The 16389-nt window shown below is 70.2% G+C and carries 12 protein-coding genes; 9 read left to right on the plus strand and 3 right to left on the minus strand.

The annotated features are described in order from the left end of the window. Window positions 1–53: 53 nt before the first annotated feature. Both ACIPKM_RS03895 and ACIPKM_RS03900 read right to left on the minus strand, forming a co-directional pair. Window positions 54–884 carry an aldo/keto reductase gene (locus tag ACIPKM_RS03895; RefSeq protein WP_071294412.1) on the minus strand — a complete coding sequence of 277 codons (831 nt, stop codon included), beginning with the start codon at window positions 882–884 and terminating at the stop codon, window positions 54–56. 82 nt (window positions 885–966) lie between these two features. Next, complete coding sequence (locus tag ACIPKM_RS03900; RefSeq protein ID WP_261646399.1) at window positions 967–1365, minus strand: pilus assembly protein CpaE; 399 nt, start codon at window positions 1363–1365, stop codon at window positions 967–969. Between the two features lie 218 nt (window positions 1366–1583). On the opposite strand from ACIPKM_RS03900, the gene ACIPKM_RS03905 reads away from it, so the two are divergent. From ACIPKM_RS03905 to ACIPKM_RS03945, 9 genes are all read left to right on the plus strand, one after another. Then, window positions 1584–4367, plus strand: a complete 2784-nt coding sequence (locus ACIPKM_RS03905; protein ID WP_261646398.1) for a glycoside hydrolase family 2 protein — start codon at window positions 1584–1586, stop codon at window positions 4365–4367. 108 nt (window positions 4368–4475) lie between these two features. Beyond that, on the plus strand, window positions 4476–5963 hold the full coding sequence (locus tag ACIPKM_RS03910) for a sugar transferase (protein WP_071294414.1): 1488 nt from the start codon (window positions 4476–4478) through the stop codon (window positions 5961–5963). 205 nt (window positions 5964–6168) lie between these two features. Then, window positions 6169–6444 carry a twin-arginine translocase TatA/TatE family subunit gene (gene tatA, locus ACIPKM_RS03915; protein WP_306577014.1) on the plus strand — a complete coding sequence of 92 codons (276 nt, stop codon included), beginning with the start codon at window positions 6169–6171 and terminating at the stop codon, window positions 6442–6444. Between the two features lie 130 nt (window positions 6445–6574). Continuing rightward, the gene (locus tag ACIPKM_RS03920; protein ID WP_071294415.1) at window positions 6575–7993 is read left to right on the plus strand and encodes an MFS transporter; all 1419 of its coding nucleotides are present in this window, start codon (window positions 6575–6577) and stop codon (window positions 7991–7993) included. Between the two features lie 48 nt (window positions 7994–8041). Continuing rightward, entirely contained in the window at window positions 8042–10210 is a 2169-nt protein-coding gene (locus tag ACIPKM_RS03925) for an ATP-dependent Clp protease ATP-binding subunit (RefSeq protein ID WP_083403134.1), read from the plus strand. Between the two features lie 83 nt (window positions 10211–10293). Next, window positions 10294–10848 (plus strand): DUF2231 domain-containing protein, encoded by a 555-nt coding sequence (locus tag ACIPKM_RS03930; protein WP_071294416.1) that lies wholly within the window; start codon window positions 10294–10296, stop codon window positions 10846–10848. A gap of 199 nt (window positions 10849–11047) precedes the next feature. Then, the gene (locus ACIPKM_RS03935) at window positions 11048–12373 is read left to right on the plus strand and encodes a sugar ABC transporter substrate-binding protein (protein ID WP_071294417.1); all 1326 of its coding nucleotides are present in this window, start codon (window positions 11048–11050) and stop codon (window positions 12371–12373) included. Window positions 12374–12377: 4 nt separating this feature from the next. Then, entirely contained in the window at window positions 12378–13388 is a 1011-nt protein-coding gene (locus ACIPKM_RS03940) for a carbohydrate ABC transporter permease (RefSeq protein ID WP_083295087.1), read from the plus strand. Window positions 13389–13519: 131 nt separating this feature from the next. Then, on the plus strand, window positions 13520–14323 hold the full coding sequence (locus ACIPKM_RS03945) for a carbohydrate ABC transporter permease (RefSeq protein ID WP_254790681.1): 804 nt from the start codon (window positions 13520–13522) through the stop codon (window positions 14321–14323). Between the two features lie 7 nt (window positions 14324–14330). Here ACIPKM_RS03945 and ACIPKM_RS03950 read toward each other — a convergent pair whose 3' ends face one another. Continuing rightward, complete coding sequence (locus ACIPKM_RS03950; RefSeq protein ID WP_071294418.1) at window positions 14331–16340, minus strand: acyltransferase family protein; 2010 nt, start codon at window positions 16338–16340, stop codon at window positions 14331–14333. Between the last annotated feature and the right edge of the window lie 49 nt (window positions 16341–16389).

Consider the following 16389-nt stretch of genomic DNA (forward strand, 5'->3'; position numbering starts at 1 on the left):
GAAGGCCCCCGCCACCAACAGGTGACGGGGGCCTTCCTCACGCGGTGACCGAATCAGGCCGGGACGTAGTCGAACGTGTCCGGGTCCGGACCCGTCCGGTGCCCCTTGTCGAGCGACGAGATCGCCGTCATGTCCTCGTCGGAGAGCTCGAAGTCGAAGATCGCGAAGTTCTCGTCGACGCGGGCACGGGTGACCGACTTCGGGAAGACGATGTCGCCGCGCTGGATGTGCCAGCGGAGGACGACCTGCGCCGCGGACTTGCCGACGTTGCCGGCGATGCGGGTGATCGTCTCGTCGTCGAGCACGAGGCCCTGCGCGATGGGCGACCAGGCCTCGGTCGCGATGCCGTGCTCGCGGTCGTAGGCGCGGAGCTCGTCCTGCGTGAGGTACGGGTGCACCTCGATCTGGTTCACGGCCGGGGTGATCGTGGTCTCGGCGGCGAGGCGGTTGAGGTGGTGGGCCTGGAAGTTGCTCACGCCGATCGAGCGGGCGGTGCCGCCGCGGTAGAGCTCCTCCATCGCCTTCCACGTCGGCACGAAGTCCGACACGGTGGGCAGCGGCCAGTGGATGAGGAAGAGGTCGGTGTAGCCGCCGAGCAGGTCGGCCGACTTCTTGCCGTTCTCCAGCGCTGCCTCGGGGTCGTGGAAGCCGTTGTTGAGCTTCGACGTGACGAAGATCTCCTCGCGCGGGATGCCCGACGAAGCGATGGCCTCGCCGACCTCCTTCTCGTTGCCGTACATCTCGGCGGTGTCGATGTGGCGGTAGCCGACCTCGAGCGCCGCGAGCGTCGCTTCCTTCGTCTCGGAGGGGTCGATCTGGAAGACGCCGAAGCCGAGCTGCGGGATGGTCTTGCCGTCGTTCAGGGTGATGTTCGGAACGGTCATGGTCCGAGTCAACCAAAGGCCACCCAGCAGGCATTCCGGCAACGTTCAGCCCGGGCGAGCCGTCGCCGCCCGGCGTACCCCGCTACGCCAGCGCCGCCGTGATGTACGCCTGCAGGGCCAGCCCGTACGCCTCCGCAGCGTCGTCGGACGTGAAGGAACGATCAGCGCCGTCGACCGTCGCGACCACCGTGAACCCCGCCGACATGGACACGAACGCCGGGCCGAGCAGCCCACGCAGCTGGTCCTCGCGCGGGAGCCAGAGGGACTCCGCGGCGTCGACCGAGTCGAGCGCCCACTCGGTCGTCCCGTTGAAGCCGAGCACCGTCCCCGAGGGGTAGTCGTGCCGCTCCACGGTCATCTCGGACACCGTGTAGACGTCGTCGTCGACGCCCGGCTTGTCGATCACGAACCGGTCACCGGTCGTCGGGTGCCACCGCAGGCCGGCGTCACGCAGGGCGGTGGCGAGTGCAACACTGATCACGTCTTCCAGCCTGCCACTCGCAGTCCTGCAAGGTCGCCGTACTAGCATCGCCGAGCACCCCGACGCGCGACCGCACCAGCGTTCCGCGCGCGCGACGCGACGACGCCCGGGCAACCGGTGCCGCGCCTCCCGGCCGAGAACCCGGCCACGAGGCGGGCCCCCGGCCGGCGTCCCGACCGCAGCGGACACCAACCCGTCCGCCGAAGAGAAGGACCCGCATGACCCTCGAACGCGAGGAACTCCGCGACGGCTGGACCGTGACCATGGCGGGTGAGGCGCCGCCAGCAGGCGCGCCGGCCGACGTCGTGGGCCGGACCATCGGCGCCACCGTGCCGGGGCAGGTCCACACCGACCTCGAGCGCGAGGGGCTGCTGGCGGACCCCACGTTCGACCGGAACGAGGACGGCGCCAAGTGGGTCGGCCGGGCCGACTGGTCGTACCAGCGCACCGTCGACGTCGACCCGCGGGGCTTCGAGCGCGTGGACCTCGTGTGCGACGGGCTCGACACCGTCGCCGAGCTCAGCCTCGACGGCGTCGTGGTGGGGACGACGCGGAACATGCACCGCCGCTACCGGTTCGACGCCCGGGACAGCACCGGCGGCGTCGGCCGCGGGGAGAAGACGCTCGAGCTCCTGTTCGAGTCGCCCTACCGTGAGGCCGGACGCGTCGCGGCGAAGGCCGGCAGCATGCCCGGTCCGTACGACGAACCGTTCCCGTACCTCCGAAAGATGGCGTCGAACTTCGGGTGGGACTGGGGGCTGACGGCGGTCACGAGCGGTCCGTGGCGACCGGTCGCGATCGAGCGCTGGTCCACAGCCAGGCTGCGCGACGTCCGGCCCCTGGTCGACGTCGAGGCGGGTGAGGGCGTGCTCGACGCGCACATCACCGTCGAGCGCTCCGGGCTGAACGACCTCGACCAGGACGGCGAGGACGACGACCTCGTGCTCGTCGTGACGGTCAGCGGAGCGACGGCCGAGGGTGGCACCACCCGCCAGCGCTCGCGCGCACAGCTGACCCCGCGCGACGACGAGACCGTGGTCACCGTGCGGGTGCCGGAGGTCCAGCGGTGGTGGCCGCGTGGCTACGGCGCTCAGGACCTGTACGACGTCGTGGTCGAGCTGCAGACGGTCGACGGCGAGGTCCTCGACCGCTCGACGTTCCGCACCGGTTTCCGCTCGACGCGCATCGAGACGACGTCCGACAGCATCGGCAAGCCCTTCAACGTGCACGTCAACGGCACGCTCATCGACGTCCGCGGCGTGAACTGGATCCCGGACGACGTCATCGTCTCGCGGGTGTCGCGCGACCGGGTCGAGGACCGTCTGCGCGCGGCAGCGGACCTCAACGTCAACCTCGTGCGGGTCTGGGGCGGCGGGGTCTACGAGTCGAACGACTTCTACGAGGTCTGCGACGAGCTCGGACTGCTCGTCTGGCAGGACTTCCCGTTCGCCTGCTCGGCCTACCCCGAGGGCGAGCCGATCCGCAGCGAGGTCATCGCCGAGGCCCGGGACAACGTCGCCCGGCTCGCACGGCACCCCTCGCTCGTGCTCTGGAACGGCAACAACGAGAACATCTGGCTGCACGAGGTCGACGGCTGGGAGGCCTCGCTCGAGGGCCGCGGCTGGGGCCTGGACTACTACCTCGACCTCCTGCCGACGATCGTCGACGCGGTCGACCCCTCGCGCTTCTACACGGTCGCCTCGCCGTGGTCGGGCTCCGAGTCGCTCCCCGCGAACGACGTCGACCACGAGACGCACCACTCGTGGGACGTCTGGAACCGGCTCCCGGACACCGCCTACCGCGACTCGGTGCCGCGGTTCGTCTCGGAGTTCGGCTGGCAGGCGCCGCCCGCCTGGCGGACGCTGCGCGACGCGGTGCGGGACTCGCCGCTCGCGGTGGACTCGCCCGGTGTCGTCCACCACCAGAAGGCCGCGGACGGCATGGGGAAGCTCGCGCGAGGCCTCGCGCCGCGGTTCGGCTCCGTGGCGCCGGCCGAGTTCGACCGGTGGCACTACCTGACGCAGCTGCAGCAGGCGCGCGCCATCGCGACGGGCGTCGAGCACTGGCGGACGCACTGGCCCCGGAACACCGGGGTCGTCGTGTGGCAGCTGAACGACCTCTGGCCGGTCTCGTCGTGGTCGGCGATCGACTCGGCCGGGCGGCTGAAGCCGCTGGCGCACGAGCTGCGTCGGCTCTACGACGACGTGCTGCTGACGATCCGTCCGGTGTCCTCGGTCGCGGCTGCGGTCGCGTCCGGTCCGTCGGGCGGGTCCGGTCCGGCGGTCGGGTCCGCTCCGGCGGGCGGGTCCGCTCCGGCTGCTGCGTCCGGTCCGGCGGGCGCGTCCGGTTCTGCGGGCGAGCCGTCGGGGCAGCCAGGAGGCGCGGATCGCCCGACCACGTCGGCCTCCGTCGGTGAGACGGCCGATCTGGGCGATCTGGCGGACACGCTCTCGCTCGGGGTGTCGCCCGGGGCGTTCGGCAACGCGCCCATCGAGGTCGCCGTCCGCTCGACCCGCACGGGGCACGACAGCGTCGTCCGCGTGCGGCGGGTCACCCTCGCGGGGACGGTCCTCGCCGAGGCGTCGCTGCCCGTCCGCCTGTCCGCCGCCGGTGTCGCCGTGGTGGCACTGCCGGAGTCGGTCGGTGTGGTGGACGACCCGACGAACGAGCTCGTCGTCGCGGACATGGACTGGCGTCGGGCGGTGTGGACCCCGGGACCCGACAAGGACATGCGCTGGGAGCCGGCACGGTACCGGACCGCCTTCACCGCGGCTCCCGACGGCGACGGCCTCGACCTCGTCGTCGAGGCGGAGGGCCTCGTGCGGGACCTCCTCTTCCAGCCCGACCGGGTCGCACCCGGGGGCACGGTCGACCGCGGGTTCATGACCCTGCTGCCGGGGGAGCGTGTCGCCTACCGACTGCGCGGCGTGACCGAGGCAGACATCCCGGCGCTCACTGCGGCTCCCGTGGCGTGGACGCTAGCGGACGTGCTCGACCATTGATATGCAGAACTCCAGCGTGATATTCTGATCGGAGTGCCGTTCCGTCCTCTCGCATGACGGCGGCACCCGGTCGGTCCCCCCGGCCGGTGGCCGACTGGAGGGCTCCCGATGTCACTCGCGATGCGACCGCTGAGCGCGGTGTCCCGTTCCGTCGAGGTCGTCGGGCGTCCGACCCGCAGCCGGACCCGCCGCAGCCGTGCGACGGGCTTCGGCCTGGCGGGGCTCGACCTGGGGTTGTTGCTCGTCGCGTTCGCCGTCGCCCACGTGGTCCGGTTCCCCGGTGAGCTCCCCGCGGGTTCGAGCGCTGCCGGGTGGACCGAGTTCGTGGTCGCCCCCGTGATGATCGTGGCCTGGATGGTCCTGCTCACGGTGTCCCGCAGCCGAGACCCGCGCATCGTCGGCGTCGGCGGCGACGAGTTCCGGCGACTCATCACCGCGAGCCTCGTCACCGTCGCGACGGTGGCCGGGGTCGCGTACGCCGTCCAGGTCGACCTCGCCCGTGGCTACGTCGCCATCGCGTTCCCGCTCGGGCTGCTCCTCCTCGCGATCGGTCGGAAGGCCGTCCGGACCGTGCTCGCTCGACGTCGCTGCCGGGGCGAGGGGCTGCAGGACGTCCTGCTCGTCGGCGACCTCGACGACGTGACCTACGTCGGACGGCGCATCGCGGCCACCCCCGCCGCGGGGTACCGCGTCCGGGCGATCATCTCCGACTGCGTCCGGGCCGGGTCCCGGGTACCGCTCGGGGACACGAGCGTCCCGGTGATCGACGGGGTCGACGCCGTCCTCGACCGGGCCCAGAGCGAACCGGTGGCCGCCGTGGTGGTCGCCGGCGCGATCCGGGGCGGGCACGAGCGACTCCGGCGGCTCGGATGGCAACTGGAAGCGCACGGCGTCGAACTCGTGGTCTCCTCGCCGCTGGCGGACATCGCCGCCGGCCGGGTGCACGAACGACCCGTCGACGGCCTGCCGCTCATGCACGTCGAGACGCCCGACTACCGGCGGCGGATCGGCAAGCGGACGCTCGACGTCGTCGGCGCCGGCATCGGTCTGCTGCTCCTCGCGCCGGTGTTCGCCGTCATCGCCCTGGTCATCCGCGCGGACGACCGTGGCCCCGTGTTCTTCCGCCAGACCCGCGTGGGGCGCGACGGGCGGGAGTTCCCGATCCTCAAGTTCCGTACGATGTGCGTCGACGCCGAAGCCCGGATGGCCGCGCTCGAGCAGGAGAACGAGGGCGCGGGGCCGCTCTTCAAGATGAAGCACGACCCGCGCATCACCCGGGCCGGTGCGTTCCTGCGTCGGACGTCCCTCGACGAGCTGCCGCAGCTGTGGAACGTCCTGACCGGTTCGATGAGCCTGGTGGGCCCCCGACCCGCCCTCCCGCGCGAGGTCGCCCTGTACGAGGACTTCGCCGACCGTCGGCTGCTCGTGACCCCGGGCATCACCGGGCTCTGGCAGGTGAGCGGCCGCTCGGACCTCGACTGGGCCGACGGTGTCCGACTCGACCTGCACTACGTCGAGAACTGGTCCTTCGTCCACGACGTCGTCATCCTCGCCCGGACCATCCCGTCCGTGCTGCGCTCCCGAGGCGCCTACTGACCCGGTCGCGCCTGACCCGCGACCGGCACGCGCACCCCCGGGCTGCAACGGCAGTCCGGGGGTGCTGCCTGTGCGAACGGTGTCCGTTCGGGTGCCCGGCCTGGGTTTCCCGACCGGTGCGAGTTACGATGGGTGCACGACGGACTTCCGCCGCACGCGTCGACGGTGACTCGGAGACGGCGACCAGATCCAGATTCAAGGAGTCATGATGCTCGGAAACCTCGGTGGCGTACACCTGCTGATCATCCTCGGGATCGTCATCCTGCTGTTCGGTGCGACCAAGCTCCCGGCACTCGCCAAGGGCCTCGGGCAGTCGATCAACATCTTCAAGAAGGAGATGGGCGACGACGAGAAGAAGGCCAAGGGCACCGACCCCGGCGTGCAGACCACGACCGTGACGAACACCGCGGCCGAGCCGGCTCCGCAGCCGGTCGTCAACCCCGGCCCGTCGGTCCAGCCGAACTCGGACTCCAGGAACTAGGACCCCAGCCCCGTCCTGTCGGCAGCCCCCGCGACCCCATCGGTCGCGGGGGCTTCGTCGTGTCCGGCGAGTTGTCCACAGGTCCTCCCGGGGGCAGGCGGGACCGCGCGCGGTGGCGGAGGATGGGCACATGACGACCCCAGCCCCGGCGGCCACGGCCCCGCTCCGCGACGACCGCCGTGTCGTGCTCGTCGTCGCGATCCTGTCGTCCTTCGTCGTGGGACTCGACTCGAGCGTCGTGAACGTGGCGCTCCCCGCCATCCGCGACGAACTCGGCGGGGGACTGGTCGTGCAGCAGTGGACGGTGGACGCGTACCTCGTGACGCTCGGTTCGCTCATCCTCGTGGCCGGCAGTCTGTCCGACCTGTTCGGCCGCGTCCGCATCATCACGTGGGGCCTCGTGGTCTTCGGGATCGCCTCGATCGTGTGCGCGATCGCCCCCACGGGCGAGGTCCTCATCGTCGCCCGGGCGCTGCAGGGCGTCGGTGGTGCGCTCGTGACCCCGAGTGCCCTCGCGCTCATCGTGGCGGCGTTCCGCGGTGCGGCGCAGGCGAAGGCGATCGGCACGTGGACGGCGTGGTCGAGCGCGGCGACGATCCTCGGGCCGGTCGTCGGCGGCCTCGTCGTGGACGGCATCGGCTGGCGGTGGATCTTCGTGCTGACGGCCGTGCCGATCGCGGTGACGATCCCGCTCGTGTCGCGGATCTCGGCGGACGTCCGGGTGGGGCCGCGGGCGCACGTGGACGTGGTCGGCGCCGTGCTGGCGGTCGTGGGCGTCGGTGGTGTCGTCCTCGGGTTGATCGAGCAGGAGCGTCTCGGGTGGGGCGCGCCGGTCGTCCTCGCCGCGCTGGTGCTCGGCGGGGCAGCGCTCGTGGCGTTCGTGCCGTGGGAGCTCCGCGTCACCCGCAGGCACGGTGCACCCCTGGTCCCGCTCGAGCTCTTCCGTGCGCGGAACTTCACCGTCGGCAACCTCGCGACGCTGTCGATCTACGGGGCCCTCGGGATGGTGTTCTTCGTCGTGACGCTGTTCCTGCAAGAGGTCTGGCGGTTCCCGGCCTGGCTCGCCGGCCTCGCGACGCTGCCCCCGACCGTGATGCTCCTGCTCCTCTCCACCACGGTCGGGTCGTTGGCCGGCCGCTGGGGTCCGCGGTGGTTCATGGCCGCCGGTCCCGCGATCGCCGCGGTCGGGGCGCTCCTGCTGCTCTTCGCCGGTGACGAGCCGATCGGGTACTGGTGGTCGGTGCTCCCCGGTCTGGTGCTCGTCGGAGCGGGGATCGCGTTGATGGTGACGCCGCTGACGAGTGCGGTCCTCGGGTCGGTCCCGCAGTCGGAGGCGGGTGCGGGCTCGGCCGTCAACAACGCGATCGCGCGGATCGCCGGGCTCGTCATGGTCGCGCTCGCCGGGATCGTCCTCGGCGGTGCCGTGAGCGTCGAGGGACTGCACCGCGCGATGGTCGTGATGGCGCTGCTGCTCCTCGCCGGCGCACTCGTGAGTGCCGTCGGCATCCGGAACCCGCGGCGGGAATCTCCCGCTGCGAACGCAAGTTGAGTGGAGTAGACTCAACTACAGGACCACCGCAACGAAAGGACGGAACGCATGGCGAACCTCCAGGGCGCTCCTGACTCGCAAGAGCGACAGAAGACCGCCCTCGAGCAGTACGGCGTCGACCTCACGGCGATCGCCCGCAACGGCAAGCTCGACCCGGTGATCGGGCGGGACGCCGAGATCCGGCGCGTCTCCCAGGTGCTGACGCGTCGCACCAAGAACAACCCCGTGCTCATCGGGGAACCCGGCGTCGGCAAGACGGCCGTCGTCGAAGGACTCGCCCAGCGGATCGTCGCGGGTGACGTCGCCGACTCCCTCAAGGACAAGCGGCTCGTGTCGCTCGACATGTCCGCCCTCATCGCCGGCGCGAAGTACCGCGGCGAGTTCGAGGAGCGGCTCAAGGCCGTGCTCAAGGAGATCAACGACTCTGACGGGCAGGTCATCACGTTCATCGACGAGCTGCACACCCTCATGGGCGCCGGTGGGGGCGAAGGGTCCGTGGCCGCGTCGAACATGCTCAAGCCGATGCTCGCGCGCGGTGAACTCCGGCTCATCGGCGCGACGACGCTCGACGAGTACCGCGAGTACATCGAGAAGGACGCCGCCCTTGAGCGGCGCTTCCAGCAGGTCTTCGTGGGGGAGCCCAGCGTCGAGGACACCGTGGCGATCCTCCGCGGCCTCAAGGAGCGCTACGAGGCGCACCACAAGGTCACGATCAACGACTCCGCGCTCGTGGCCGCGTCGAGCCTGTCGAACCGGTACATCTCCGGGCGGCAGCTGCCCGACAAGGCGATCGACCTCATCGACGAAGCCGCGAGCCGGCTCCGGATGGAGATCGACTCGAGCCCGGTCGAGATCGACGAGCTCAAGCGCACCGTGGACCGGTTGCGCGTCGAGGAGTTCGCGCTGAAGCAGGAGAAGGACGACGCGTCGAAGGCTCGGCTGGAGACGCTGCGGGCCGAGCTCGCGAGCCGCGAGACCCTGCTCGGCGAACTCGAGCAGCGGTGGCAGGCCGAACGCGCCAGCCTCAACCGCATCGGTGAACTGAAGCAGCAGCTCGACGACCTCAACATGCGCTCGCAGCGGGCACAGCGCGAGGCCGACTACGAACTCGTGTCGCGCATCGAGTACAGCGAGAAGCCCCGGATCGAGGCCGAGCTCGCCGCCGCCGAACAAGCTGAGCAGGCCGACCGGATGGTGAACGACAGCGTCACCGACGAGGACATCGCCGCCGTGATCGCGCAGTGGACGGGCATTCCCCTCGGGCGCCTGCTGCAGGGCGAGACCGAGAAGCTCCTGCACCTCGAGAACGAACTCGGCCGCCGGATCATCGGGCAGCGCTCCGCCGTCTCGACCGTGTCGGAAGCGGTCCGTCGCACCCGCGCGGGCATCTCCGACCCGGACCGTCCGACGGGCTCGTTCCTGTTCCTGGGCCCCACCGGCGTCGGCAAGACCGAGCTGGCCAAGGCGCTCGCCGAGTTCCTGTTCGACGACGAGAAGGCACTCGTCCGGATCGACATGAGCGAGTACGGCGAGAAGCACTCGGTCGCGCGGCTCATCGGCGCCCCGCCCGGGTACGTCGGCTACGAGGCCGGCGGGCAGCTCACCGAGACCGTCCGGCGTCGCCCGTACTCCGTGGTGCTGCTCGACGAGATCGAGAAAGCCCACCCCGAGGTCTTCGACGTGCTCCTGCAGGTCCTCGACGACGGCCGCCTGACCGACGGCCAGGGCCGGACGGTGGACTTCCGGAACACGATCCTCATCCTGACGTCGAACCTCGGGTCGCAGTTCATGACCGACCAGTCGATCACCGACGTGCAGCGCGAGGAGGCTGTCCGCGAGCTCGTCCAGCAGGCCTTCCGCCCCGAGTTCATCAACCGACTCGACGACATCGTGGTGTTCCAGGCGCTCACGCAAGAGGACCTCGGCCAGATCGTGTCGCTCTACGTCGACCGGCTCGCACGCCGGCTGACCGACCGCCGACTGGAGCTGGCCGTCACCCCGGACGCCCGGGCCTGGCTCGCCGAGCGCGGGTACGACCCGGTGTACGGAGCGCGTCCGCTCCGTCGGCTCATGCAGCGGCAGATCGACGACCGGTTGGCGCGGGCGATCCTCGCCGGTGACGTGCGTGACGGGGACACCGTCCGCGTCGACGTCGCCGCAGGCGGCGATGAGCTGACGGTGGAGCCGTTCGAACTCGCGGAGATCGTCGAGGAGTAGGCGGCGCACTGGACGTGACGGCCTGGAGGTGCGGTGCCGGTTCCTGGGACCGGTACCGCGCCTCCAGGCCTACCGTCCAGGGCATGCCTGGGATCCGAGCGTTCCGTCGCCTCACCGACGCCGTCGAGCACGCGAGCGTGCTCGACAAGGCTGTCGACATCGATCGTTCCGTGGTGAACGCCCTCGCGAAGCCGAAGGCACTGCGCCAGCTGCTCCACGGCGTGCCGTTCGGGCACCCGCTGCACCCGCTCATGGTGCAGGTACCGCTGGGTGCGTGGATCTCGGCGGCGGTGCTCGACCTGATCGGCGGGAAGGGGAACGCGCGGGCGGCGAAGACCCTCGTCGGTGTGGGGCTGGTGTCGTCGGGCAGCGCCTCGGTGGCCGGCTACGTCGACTGGTCGGAGCTCGATCGTGAGCAACTCCGCACCGGTTGGGTGCACCAGGCCGTGAACTGGGTGGGCATCTCGCTGTACGGGCTGTCGTGGATGCAACGGAAGTCCGGGAACCACGGGGCAGGCAAGCTCCTCGGGTTCGCGGGGCTCGCGGTCGTCGGCGTCGGCGGGTACCTCGGTGGGCACCTGGCCCACCGGCAGCGTGCGGGTGTGAGCAAGCACGGCGAGGTGCCGTTCGACGCCTGAGCGCGGGTGCTGATCATGCCTGGTCATGACCAGTTCGTCAAGCGCCGTCGATCATCCGTTCCACATCCGTGATCCCCCGGAAACATGCGGATCGCGATTGTCCACAGCCTGCCGGTTCGTGGTTGACATCCCCGCGTGATGGGTCTTTACTCACCATTACGCAACGTCCTTTCATAAAGGTCGGACCAAGGGAGTCAACGTGACACGCACGCGTTTCGCCGCACTCGGTGCGCTCGCCCTCGCAGGCGCGCTCGCCCTCACCGGGTGCTCCGCCGGAAGCAACGGAGCTTCCGACGGCGGCACGAAGTCCATCGGCACACCCGATGGCAAGGGCAAGACCCTCACCGTCTGGATCATGAACGGCGACCTCAGCCCGAAGATCCTCGACGTCGCCGAGAAGCAGTTCACCAAGGCCACCGGCGCCAAGGTGAAGCTGCAGCTCCAGCAGTGGGACGGCATCACCACGAAGCTCACCACGGCCCTCGCACAGAAGGACGCGCCGGACGTGGTCGACCTCGGCAACACGCAGGTACCGGTGTACGCGGCGACAGGTGGCCTGATGGACCTCTCGCCGTACAAGGACGAGCTGGCCGACGGGCAGACGTGGCTCTCCGGGCTCGAGGGCCCGGCGACCGTGGACGGCAAGCTGTACGGCGCCCCGCTCTTCGCCGGCAACCGTGCGGTGATCTACAACAAGAAGATGTGGGCCGACGCCGGGGTGACCGACGTCCCGAAGTCCTACGACGAGCTCACGGCCGACCTCGACAAGGTCAAGGCGAAGAACCCGCAAGCGGACTTCTCGGCGTTCTACATGCCGGGGCAGTACTGGTACGGCGGGCTGCAGTGGGTGTGGGACGCCGGTGGGCAGATCGCCACCGAGAAGGACGGCAAGTGGAAGGGCGCGATCGACTCCGCCGACGCCGTGAAGGGCCTCACCGCGTGGAAGGACTTCCAGAACTCGTACTCGGCGAAGTCCACGCAGGACATCAACACCGACAAGCCGGCCGAGTCCGACGTCTTCGCACAGGGCAACACCTCGGCGATCCTCGGGTCCGCGTGGGAGATCGGTTCGATCACCACGGCGAAGCCCGAGCTCAAGGACCAGATCGGCACCTTCGCGATGCCGTCGAGCACCGCGGGCAAGACGCAGCCGGTGTTCCTCGGTGGCTCGGACCTCGGCATCCCGTCGAAGTCCGCCAACCAGGACCTCGCGCTGTACTACACGAAGATCCTCACCTCGAAGAAGTTCCAGCAGGACCAGGTGTTCGGGGTCGACGGCTGGGAGCCGAACTCCACGCAGCTGCTCGACGCGGTCGCCGGTGACGTGGACGAGCTCCACAAGCCGTACTTCGCGGCCGCTTCCACCAGCCGTCCGACGCCGGCGACCCCGGGCTGGGCGACGATCGAAGGCGACTCGACGTTCCAGACGATGTTCGCGGACGTCGCCACCGGTCGGAAGACGCCGAAGCAGGCAGCCGAGGGCTTCTCGGAGCACCTCACGACCGCGCTCAACGCGCAGCAGTAGTTCGATGACCTCCACTGCGGAGCGGGTCCCCGGTTCGGCGCAGGCCGAGCCGGGGACCCGGCGTGGGTCGACGGGGCGTCGCGGTCCCACCGGGCCGGGCGGCCGCGCAGGACGTCGATCGCTCACCTCGTCACGAGCGCCGCTGGTCCTGCTCGCACCGGCTGCGCTGCTGCTCCTCGCGCTCGTCGTCTACCCGCTCGTCCGCCTGGTCGTCATCTCCTTCCAGGACTACGGGCTGCGGGCGATCTTCACCGGGCAGGCCGGGTTCGCCGGCTTCACGAACTACACGAACGTCCTCACCGACGCCAGCTTCTGGCCGGTCATGCTGCGCACCGTGCTCGTCACGGGCGCGATGGTGATCGGGACCATCGGCATCGGCATGGCGGTGTCCCAGCTGCTGACCCGGCTCGGTGTCGTCATGCGCACGGTCGTGAGTGTCGTGCTCGTGCTGGCGTGGGCGATGCCGAACGTCGCGTCGAGCCTGGTCTGGCAATGGCTCTTCCAGCCCTTCTACGGCGTGCTCAACTGGCTCATCACTCAACTCGGGGTGTTCGGCGACCACACGCAGGACAACTGGGCGTCGAGCCCCGGGCAGGCGCTGACGATCGTGCTCTCGCTCGTGATCTGGCAGGCGGTGCCGTTCGTCGCGCTGACGCTGTACGCCGCGCAGTCCCAGATCGCGCCCGAGTACTACGAGGCCGGGGCGCTCGACGGGGCGTCCGCGTGGGCGATGTACCGCTCGATCACCCTGCCGGCGCTCGTGCCGACGCTGCTGCTCGTCACGATCCTCTCGGTGATCTGGGACTTCAACGTCTTCAACCAGATCTGGCTGCTCACCAAGGGCGGCCCCGAGGACACCACGCTCACCCTCGGCATCTGGACGTTCGTGAAGTCCTTCGTGTCGAACGCGTACGGGCAGGGCGCGGCGATCGCCGTCATCTCGACGCTGATCCTCGGGGCGCTCACCAGCTACTACATCCGCCGGCTCGTCCGGAGCGGGGAGGAAGACCTGTGACGACGACGACCACCCCCGGTGTCACCGGGGCGACCGCTTCCGAGACGCAACCGGACGTGACGGGGGCGGGTCGCGCCTCCAGGCCCGGTCCGATCGCGCCGGTGCGCGCGCGCCGACGCAGGCCGCGGGTCGTGGCGAACACGATCGCGGTGGTCTTCTGCCTGGTCTGGGTGTTCCCGATCTACTGGATGGTGAACACGGCGTTCAAGCCGTCGGACGAAGTGACGACCCTCACGCCGATCTGGCTGCCGCTGCGGCCGACGCTCGAGAACTTCACGCGGGCGCTGACGCAGGACGGGTTCCTCGTGTACCTGCGGAACTCCGCGATCGTGGTCGTGGCGGCCGTGCTGCTGTCGATCGTCGTCGGGTTCCTGGCGTCGGCGGCGCTGTCGCGCTTCCGGTTCCGTGGCCGGCGGGCGATCCTCGTGGCGATCCTCTTCGTGCAGATGATCCCGTCGGGTGCTCTGCTCATCCCGCTGTTCCTGTCGTTCCAGTCGCTCGGGCTGCTCAACAGCTACATCGGGCTGATCCTCGCCTACGTCGCGAGCGTGCTGCCGTTCTCGATCTGGGTCATGCGGGGGTTCTTCGTCGCGGTGCCGGTCGAGATCGAGGAAGCCGCGAAGGTCGACGGTGCGGGGACGTTCCGGATCCTGTGGAGCGTGCTGTTCCCGCTGGTGATGCCGGGGGTCATCGCCACGAGTGTGTTCGCCTTCATCGCTGCGTGGAACGACTACCTGACGGCCTACGTGATGCTCAAGGACCAGGGGATGTACACGCTGCCGGTGTGGCTCGCGGGGTTCTCGACGAACAAGGGGACGGACTTCGGCGGGCTCATGGCGGCGAGTGTGCTGTTCTCGATCCCGGTGGTGATGTTCTTCCTCATCGTGCAGCGGCGGCTCGTGAGCGGGATGACCGCGGGGGCCGTCAAGGGCTGACGCAGGCTCAGCCCGCCGAGCCGATCGCCTCGGCGACCCTCGGCGTGAGCACGGTCGCGACGGTGTCCGTGATGTGGTCGGCGTCACGGTAAGCGAGCACGTTCCACACCACCGGGGAGCACGTCGTTGTGCACAGCCAGGGGAACGGGTCGACCGCGGTGCCGCCCACCGCGCTCACGGCACGACGCTCGGCTTCGGCGATCTCCGGGCGGTGCAGGTCGACCTGCGAGCGGGCGCACGAGCCGACGTCGTCGATCGCTCCGGACAGACATCGGTTCGGGCTCTCCGTCCACCGAGGGGTGTCGTGGACGAGGAGGATCCGAGCGCCGGTGCGCTCGGTGATCGTCGACATCGTCCGGCGGAGTCCGTCTTCCCATGCTCGCTCGAACGAACCGGTGCCGATCCGTGTCGGTTCGTAGCCGGCGGCCGCACTGGACAGCACGACGAGGTCCGGCTCCAGCTCGGCGATCCGCTCGAGTGCGGCTGCTCGCCACTGATCGCACTCGCGGTACTCGCGGCCCAGTGCTTCGGAGGTCACGGGGATGCTCGCCGCGGGGCAGGCGGACTTCGTCATCGGTACGACACGTGCGCCCGAGGCATCGGCCGCTTCGACGACCGGCGTGAACCACTGTGCGGCGTGGGAGTCTCCCAAGAGCACGATCGTCCGGCTGCTGTCGTCGTCGCCGTACGTGCAGGACGTGGGTGCGGTGGCGGTCGATTCTGCATGACAGCCGTCCGCGTAGAGCGCCGGGAGGTCGTCCTCCGCGGATGCCACGGCGGGCGTCAGGTTGGCTGGGACGCCCGCGGGTGATCGCGGCCCGCCGAGCACGTCGGTGGGTGACGGCGTACTCGCCACCACTTCGCCGCGGAGCGTCGGGAGTGCGGTGAGCGGCGCCACTGCAGCAGCGACGACGACGGTTCCCGCAACGAGCGCGACCGGACGGAGTCGGGTGCGCCGAGCCCAGTGACTGGTCCAGCGTTCGAGCAGCAGGTGGCTGCTCCAGCCGAGCGCGACGGTGACGGCGCACGCCGCGACCACCTCGAACGGACGGAGCGGCCGCCCCCAGGCGAGGGTCGGGAGCAGGAGGACCGGCCAGTGCCACAGGTACAGGGAGTACGAGCGGTCTCCGAGCCATCGCAGCGGGGCGGTCGAGAGGAGCGCCGCCGTGCGGTCCGCCGGGAGCGGTGCCACCACGAGGACTGCTCCGAGGACCGGGAGTAGGGTCCAAGCGCTGGGGAAGGGGGTCGCTTCGTCGAACCCGACGTACGAGACCACGATCGCGAGGAGCCCGACGGGCCGGGCGAGACGACCCGCCCAGCGGGGGAGTCGTGCGTCCCCGCTGGCCCGACGGCGGCCGGAACGAGCGACGATCGCGGTGAGCGCTCCCGCACCGAGTTCCCACGTCCGCGTGTGCACGCCGAAGAACGCCCAGGGGCCGCTGATGTCGCTCACCACGATCATCGTGACGAAGCTCAGGACGAAGAGGAGGACGGCGATCGGCAGCAGGACGCGGCGGAGCACCGGGACCGAGCAGAGGAGGGCGAGCACGAGCGCCCACCCGACGTAGAACTGCTCCTCGACGCCGAGCGACCAGAACTGCTGGAACGGACTCGGTGCGTGCGCGGCGAGGTAGTCCGTGCCGGTCGCGGCGAGCTTGAGGTTCTCGGCCCCGAACAGCGCGGCCCAGGCGCTCGTCCGCGCGCCGGTCCGGTCGAGCGGCGGAAGGAGGAAGTGGACGGCGAGGACCGTGCACAGCACCGTGGCCGCAGCCGCCGGGCCGAGGCGCACCAGGCGCCCGACGAAGAACCGACCGAGACGGATGGTGCCCGAGCCCGCGCGCTCCCGGAGGAGGTTCTGGGTGATGAGGAACCCGGAGATGACGAAGAACACGTCGACTCCGGTGTAGCCGCCGTCCAGCCACGGCACACCTGCGTGGAAGAGCACGACGCCGAGCACGGCGACGGCGCGGAGGCCCTGGATGTCCGTCCGCCAATGGGTGCCTGCAGGTGCGTGCATAATAACAGCATATCAAATGTTGAAATACTGACAAGCATGGTTGCGTTTG

Origin of the sequence: Curtobacterium sp. NPDC086286 (assembly GCF_044746255.1) — a bacterium.
Taxonomy (GTDB): Bacteria; Actinomycetota; Actinomycetes; order Actinomycetales; family Microbacteriaceae; genus Curtobacterium.

Coding starts and splice junctions, on each gene's coding strand:
- ACIPKM_RS03895 (WP_071294412.1), bottom strand. CDS start 884: ATGACCGTTCCGAACATCACCCTGAACGACGGCAAGACCATCCCGCAG.
- ACIPKM_RS03905 (WP_261646398.1), top strand. CDS start 1,584: ATGACCCTCGAACGCGAGGAACTCCGCGACGGCTGGACCGTGACCATG.
- ACIPKM_RS03910 (WP_071294414.1), top strand. CDS start 4,476: ATGTCACTCGCGATGCGACCGCTGAGCGCGGTGTCCCGTTCCGTCGAG.
- tatA (WP_306577014.1), top strand. CDS start 6,169: ATGATGCTCGGAAACCTCGGTGGCGTACACCTGCTGATCATCCTCGGG.
- ACIPKM_RS03920 (WP_071294415.1), top strand. CDS start 6,575: ATGACGACCCCAGCCCCGGCGGCCACGGCCCCGCTCCGCGACGACCGC.
- ACIPKM_RS03925 (WP_083403134.1), top strand. CDS start 8,042: ATGGCGAACCTCCAGGGCGCTCCTGACTCGCAAGAGCGACAGAAGACC.
- ACIPKM_RS03930 (WP_071294416.1), top strand. CDS start 10,294: ATGCCTGGGATCCGAGCGTTCCGTCGCCTCACCGACGCCGTCGAGCAC.
- ACIPKM_RS03940 (WP_083295087.1), top strand. CDS start 12,378: ATGACCTCCACTGCGGAGCGGGTCCCCGGTTCGGCGCAGGCCGAGCCG.
- ACIPKM_RS03950 (WP_071294418.1), bottom strand. CDS start 16,340: ATGCACGCACCTGCAGGCACCCATTGGCGGACGGACATCCAGGGCCTC.